This is a genomic window from Micromonospora sp. MH33 (assembly GCF_003013775.1).
GTDB lineage: Bacteria > Actinomycetota > Actinomycetes > Mycobacteriales > Micromonosporaceae > Micromonospora > Micromonospora fulviviridis.
This window is the reverse complement of the sequence record NZ_MUYZ01000355.1, coordinates 1-6,305: the sequence shown is the minus strand read 5'-3', so window position 1 is coordinate 6,305 and position 6,305 is coordinate 1. Positions and strand designations below refer to the sequence as shown.

The window sequence follows — 6,305 nt, the reverse complement described above, 5'->3', positions numbered from 1 at the left end:
GCGCCGGCCGCCGCCCTGGCTGCTGCCGCCGCGGTCGCGGCGCCCGTCGCCGCCCTGCGGGCGTCCGCCGCCGGCCGGGGCCTCGTCCTCCAGCCGCAGGGTCAGCGAGATGCGCTTGCGGGGCACGTCGACGTCGAGCACCCGGACCCGGACCACGTCGCCGGACTTCACCACGTCGCGCGGGTCCTTCACGAAGGTGTGCGACATGGCGGAGACGTGGACCAGGCCGTCCTGGTGCACGCCGACGTCGACGAACGCGCCGAACGCGGCCACGTTGGTGACCACGCCCTCCAGCACCATCCCCGGCGTCAGGTCGCTGATCTTCTCGACCCCCTCCACGAAGGTGGCGGTCCGGAACTCCGGGCGCGGGTCGCGGCCGGGCTTCTCCAGCTCGGCGAGGATGTCGGTGACGGTGGGCAGGCCGAACGTGTCGTCGACGAACTCGGTCGCCCGCAGCCCGCGCAGGATGGTCGACTTCCCGATCAGCGCGCGCAGGTCCTGCCCGGTGTGGGCGAGGATCCGCCGCACCACCGGGTACGACTCGGGGTGCACGCTGGAGGAGTCGAGCGGGTCGTCGCCGCCGGGGATGCGCAGGAAGCCGGCGCACTGCTCGAACGCCTTCGGCCCGAGCCGGGGCACCTTCTTCAGCTCGGCCCGGGTGCGGAACGGCCCGTTGGCGTCACGGTGCAGCACGATGTTCTCGGCCAGCCCGGCGCCGATGCCGGAGACCCGGGTGAGCAGCGGGGCAGAGGCGGTGTTGACGTCGACGCCGACGGCGTTGACGCAGTCCTCCACCACCGCGTCGAGGGAGCGGGACAGCTTCACCTCGGACAGGTCGTGCTGGTACTGCCCGACGCCGATCGAGCGCGGATCGATCTTCACGAGCTCGGCCAGCGGGTCCTGGAGGCGGCGGGCGATGGAGACCGCGCCGCGCAGCGAGACGTCCAGCCCGGGCAGCTCCTGGGAGGCGTACGCGGAGGCGGAGTAGACCGACGCGCCGGCCTCGGAGACCACCACCTTGGTCAGCTTCAGCTCGGGGTGCCGCTTGATCAGGTCACCGGCGAGCTTGTCGGTCTCCCGGCTGGCCGTGCCGTTGCCGATGGCGACCAGCTCGACGCCGTGCGCCGCGGCCAGGGTGGCCAGCGTGTGCACGGAGGCGTCCCACTGCCGGCGCGGCTCGTGCGGGTAGATCGTGTCGGTGGCGACGACCTTGCCGGTGGCGTCGACCACGGCCACCTTCACGCCGGTGCGCAGTCCCGGGTCGAGGCCCATGGTGGGGCGGGCGCCGGCCGGCGCGGCCAGCAGCAGGTCGCGCAGGTTGGTGGCGAAGACCCGCACGGCCTCCTCCTCGGCCGCCTGCCAGAGCCGCATCCGCAGGTCGGCGCCGAGGTGGATGAGGATCCGGGTACGCCAGGCCCAGCGCACCGTGTCGGTGAGCCACCGGTCGGCGGGCCGCCCCTGGTCGCCGATGCCGAACCGGCCGGCGATGGCCGCCTCGTAGCGGGTGGGACCGGTGACCACGGCGTCGGAGTTGCCGTCGGCCTCCGGGTCCATCGTCAGGTCGAGCACGCCCTCCTTCTCGCCTCGGAACATGGCGAGGATCCGGTGCGAGGGAAGCCTGGTGTACGGCTCGGCGAAGTCGAAGTAGTCGGCGAACTTGGCGCCGCTGCTCTCCTGACCCTCGCGTACCCGGGAGACCAGCCGGCCCCGCGACCACATCTGCTCGCGCAGCGTGCCGATGAGGTCGGCGTCCTCGGCGAAGCGCTCGATGAGGATGGCCCGGGCGCCGTCGAGCGCGGCGGCGACGTCGGCCACCCCCTTGTCGGCGTCGACGTAACCGGCGGCCGTGTCCCGGGGGTCCCGCGCCGGGTCGGCCAGCAGCGTGTCCGCCAGGGGCTCCAACCCCGCCTCGCGGGCGATCTGGGCCCGGGTCCGCCGCTTGGGCTTGTAGGGCAGGTAGATGTCCTCCAGCCGCGACTTCGAGTCGGCCGCCATGATCTGCGCTTCCAGGGCCTCGTCGAGCTTGCCCTGGCCGCGGATGGACTCCAGCACCGCGGCGCGTCGCTCGTCCAGCTCGCGGAGGTAGCGCAGCCGCTCCTCCAGGGTGCGCAGTTGCGCGTCGTCGAGCAGGCCGGTGGCCTCCTTGCGGTAGCGGGCGATGAACGGCACGGTGGCGCCGCCGTCGAGCAGCTCCACGGCCGCCCGCACCTGACGTTCGGCGACGCCGAGTTCCTCGGCGATTCGCTGGTGCACAGACTGGGTCACGATCTGATCCGCCTTCTCCGGTGGGTTCCGCCCTGCATTGTGCCGGCCGGCTCCGACCGGCTGTGCCGCACCCGCCGTTCGCTGCGCTAGCGTGGCGATCATGGAACAAGCTGCGGATCCGCGGGCCCGGCGGCTCTTCGGCGGCAGCGCCCGGGCGCTCGGTGACCTGGCGGCCAGCCCGTTCCGGGCGGACCGGGACCGGATCGTCGGGTCGCCGTTCTTCGCCCGGCTGAACGGGGTGACCCAGGTGATCAGCCCGGGCGGGTCGGGGCTGCTCGTGCACAACCGGCTCACGCACAGCCTCAAGGTGGCGCAGGTGGCCCGGGCGATCGCCGAGCGGTTGACCGCCGACCCGGCGCACCGCGACCTGCTGGAGAAGCTGGGCGGCTGCGACCCCGACGTGGTGGAGGCCGCCGCGCTCGCCCACGACCTCGGCCACCCGCCGTTCGGTCACCTGGGGGAGCGGGTGCTGGACCGGCTGGCCCGGCAGCGGCTCGGCCTGCCCGACGGCTTCGAGGGCAACGCCCAGTCGTACCGGATCGTCACCAGCACCGAGATCCGCGGCGCGGCGACCACCGGCCTGGACCTGACCGCGGCGGTCCGGGCGGCGATGCTGAAGTACCCGTGGACCCGGCTGGACCACCCGGACCCGCACCCGCGGCACCTGGACCCGGCGCCGCGCGGCGCGGCCGCCCCGCCGGACGACCCGGAGAGCGGGTCGGCGAAGTTCGGCGCGTACCGGACCGAGGTGGACGACCTGCGGCAGGCCCGTGAGCCGTTCGCCGGCCGGATCCCGGACTGGCAGCAGACCCCGGAGGCGTCGATCATGGACACCGCCGACGACATCGCGTACGCCATCCACGACGTGGAGGACTTCTACCGGGTCGGGGTGCTCCAGCAGGGGGCGGTGGCCGCCGAGCTGATGGCCTGGCAGCGCGAGTGCGGGCACTTCCGGGCGATCACCTCCTCGGCGCTGGCCGCGGCCGGCCGGCGGCCCGGGGCGGCGATCGAGCGGCTGCGCCGCCAGCTGCACCGCAAGGACGCCTGGATCGCCGACGACGAGGCGTTCGCCGCCGCCGTCGAGCACGTCCGCGAGGAGCTGGTGGAGGGGCTGCTCGCGTTGCCCTTCGACGGCTCGATCGAGGCCGAGCAGTACGTGGCCCGGTTCTCCGCGCGCTGGTCCACCCGGTTCGTGGACGCCATCACGGTGACCCCGGAGCCGGACGTCCGCTCGGGGTACGTGCTGCTGGCCCGCCCGCAGTGGCACGAGGTGCAGGTGCTCAAGTTCGTCCACCACCGGTTCGTGCTGGCCCGCCCCGACCTGGCCCTGCACCAGCGTGGCCAGGCGCGGCTGCTCGGCACCCTCGTGGAGGCGCTCTGGGAGTGGCTGCTCGATCCGGAGGAGGAGTCCCGGCTGCCCCGCCGGCTGCACGACCTGGTCGAGCTGGCCGAGGCGGAGCTGCACCCGCGTACCGCGGACCGGATCGGCCGGGCCCGGGGGCGGGCGATCGTCGACTTCGTCGCGCAGCTCACCGACGGGCAGGCGGTGGCCATGCTGGACGCGCTCTCCGGCCGCTCCGGCGCCCTCTGGACGGACGCCTTCGTGCTCTGAGTCAGCGGGCCGGAACGCCCTTGACCACGGTGCCGGGCGGCACGTCGCGCACCACGCAGGCGCCCGCGCCGACCGTCGCGCCGGCACCGACGCGCAGCCCGGGCAGGACCACGGCCCCCGCGCCGACCAGCGTGGCGGTGTCCAGGCGGCAGTCGCCGGAGACGGCGGCGAGCGGGTGCAGCGAGACGTGGTCGCCGACCACGCAGTCGTGCGCGAGGGTGGCGTTCTGGTTGACGTGCAGGTGCCGGCCGGCGGTGACGTTGGTGGTGATCCGGCCGCCGGCGAACACCACCAGGCCCTCGGCCGCGACCAGGTCGGCCCCCACGGTGGCGTCCGGGTGCACCAGGCTCGCCGCGGGCAGGCCGAGCGCGTCGACCCGCGCGCCGACCACCCGCCGGACCCGGGGGTCGCCCAGGCCGAGCACGACGTGGGTCTGCGGCGGCAGGTGGCCGAGCACCGCCAGCGTCCCGAGGTACGGCATCCCGCCGGCCTCGGCCCGCTTGCGGTTGCGTTCCGAGGGGTTGTCGTCGACGAAGCCCACGAGCCGCCAGGCCGGCCGGGCGGCGGCGTCGTTGACCGCGGCCACCAGTTGGGCGATCTCCCGGCCGTGGCCGCCGCAGCCGACGACCACGAGGTCGAGGCTCACCGGGCACCACTGCCGGCGGTCGCCGGAACCGGCTGCTCCGCGGCGGCACGGCCGCGGAACTCGGGCGCGGTGGCGCTGCCCGGTGCGCTGATTCCCTGCCGCCGCAGCACGGCCACCGCCGTACGGGCCAGGATGCGCAGGTCGAGCAGGAGGCCGCGGTGGTCGACGTACCGGACGTCGTAGGCGAACTTCTCGTCCCAGCCGAGTTCGTTGCGCCCGTTGACCTGGGCGAGCCCGGTGAGTCCGGGCCGGACCTCGTGGCGCCGGAACTGTTCGGGGGTGTAGCGGAAGCGGTAGCTGGTCGGTAGCGGACGCGGCCCGACCAGGCTCATGTCGCCCCGGACGATGTTCCAGAGGCTGGGCAGCTCGTCCAGGCTGGTGTCCCGCAGCCAGCGGCCCAGCGGGGTCAGCCGCAGCGCGTCGTCGGCGGTGGAGAAGCCGCCGGCGCCGGCCGCCATGGACCGGAACTTCAGGATGGTGAACTCGCGGCCGTGGCGGCCGATCCGCGCCTGCCGGAACAGCACCGGCCGGCCCATGGTGAGCAGCACCGCGACCGCCACCGCGGCCAGGACGGGCGCCGCCACCAGCAGCGCGATCAGGGCCACGGTGAGGTCGACGGCCCGCTTCATGGCATCATTCACGCGGACAGAGTAGACAAATGTGCCGTCGAATGACTGCTTGTCCGGTTTTTCCGGGCGCGTGTCAGGCGACGGCCTGCCACCAGCCGTCCACCGCCGGCGGCTCGTCCACCACCACCCGCTCGCCGGGGCGCGGCACGGCCAGCCGGACGTCCCGGGCCTTCGCCTCGGCCCAGAGCCGGTCCACCGGCTCCGACCAGTCGTGCAGGGCCAGGTTGAAGGTGGCCCAGTGCACCGGGACGAACAGCCCGCCGCGCAGGTCGAGGTGGGCGGCGACCGCCTCCTCGGGGAACATGTGGATGCCCGGCCAGGCCCGGTCGTACGCGCCGATCTGCATGAGCGTGACGTCGAACGGGCCGTGCTCCGCGCCGATCTCGGCGTAGCCGTCGAAGTAGCCGGAGTCGCCGGTGTAGAAGACCTTCCGCTGTGCCCCGGCCACCACCCAGGAACTCCAGAGCGTGCCGTCGCGGCGCAGGCCCCGCCCGGAGAAGTGCTGGGCCGCGGTGGCGGTCACGGTCAGCCCGCCCACCCGGTGGCTCTCCGACCAGTCCAGCTCGACGATCCGGTCCTCCGGAACGCCCCACCGGTCCAGGTGGGCGCCGACGCCGAGCGGCACCAGGAACGGAGCGGACTGGTGGGCGAGCAGCCCGCGTACGGTCTCCATGTCCAGGTGGTCGTAGTGGTCGTGCGAGATCAGGATGGCGTCGAGCCGGGGCAGCTCGTCGAGGCGGACCGGCGGCTCGTGGATGCGGCGCGGGCCGACCAGCGCGGACGGGGAGCAGCGGTCGCTCCAGACCGGGTCGAGCAGCACCCGGTGCCCTTCGATCTCGACCAGCGTGGAGGCGTGCCCGTACCAGACGACGCTCAGCTCACGGGCCGGGTCGGCCGGGGCCGGGTCGGCCGGGCGCACCAGCGGCACGGCGCTGTCCGGCCGCCGCTTCTGCTTGCCGAAGATCAGCTCCTTGACCAGATTGCGGCCGGGGTCGGCGACCATGGTGCTGCGGGCGCCCGACGGGTTGTGGAAGGTGCCGTCCCGGAAGCGCGGCGAGCGGGCCGCCCGCTCCGCCCGGGCGCCGGCGATCCGGCCGCCGAGCTGGGCGGGCACGTCCCGCGCAGCCCAGGCCAGCCCGGCCACCGCGGCCAG

Annotated in this window: 5 protein-coding genes; 1 reads left to right on the top strand and 4 read right to left on the bottom strand. The window is 74.4% G+C overall.

Annotated features, from left to right (window positions below):
* Positions 1-2,265: Tex family protein (locus B0E53_RS31995; protein ID WP_246835703.1), on the bottom strand; the 2,265-nt coding region annotated here is incomplete at its 3' end.
* 100 nt (positions 2,266-2,365) lie between these two features.
* On the opposite strand from B0E53_RS31995, the gene dgt reads away from it, so the two are divergent.
* Positions 2,366-3,877, top strand: a complete 1,512-nt coding sequence (gene dgt / locus B0E53_RS31990; protein WP_107079387.1) for a dGTP triphosphohydrolase — start codon at positions 2,366-2,368, stop codon at positions 3,875-3,877.
* Position 3,878: 1 nt separating this feature from the next.
* Here the strand turns inward: dgt and B0E53_RS31985 are convergent, their stop codons facing one another.
* The 3 genes from B0E53_RS31985 to B0E53_RS31975 all read right to left on the bottom strand — a co-directional run.
* Positions 3,879-4,523, bottom strand: coding sequence for a NeuD/PglB/VioB family sugar acetyltransferase (locus B0E53_RS31985; RefSeq protein WP_107079386.1), 645 nt, complete (start codon positions 4,521-4,523; stop codon positions 3,879-3,881).
* Positions 4,520-5,164 (bottom strand): sugar transferase, encoded by a 645-nt coding sequence (locus tag B0E53_RS31980; protein WP_348639682.1) that lies wholly within the window; start codon positions 5,162-5,164, stop codon positions 4,520-4,522. The genes B0E53_RS31985 and B0E53_RS31980 overlap by 4 nt, the downstream gene beginning before the upstream one ends.
* A gap of 61 nt (positions 5,165-5,225) precedes the next feature.
* On the bottom strand, positions 5,226-6,305 hold a 1,080-nt coding region (locus B0E53_RS31975; RefSeq protein WP_246835702.1), incomplete at its 5' end, for an MBL fold metallo-hydrolase.

What these genes read in the sequence shown, in the direction of transcription:
- dgt (WP_107079387.1), top strand. Translation starts at nt 2,366, where the DNA reads ATGGAACAAGCTGCGGATCCGCGGGCCCGGCGGCTCTTCGGCGGCAGC.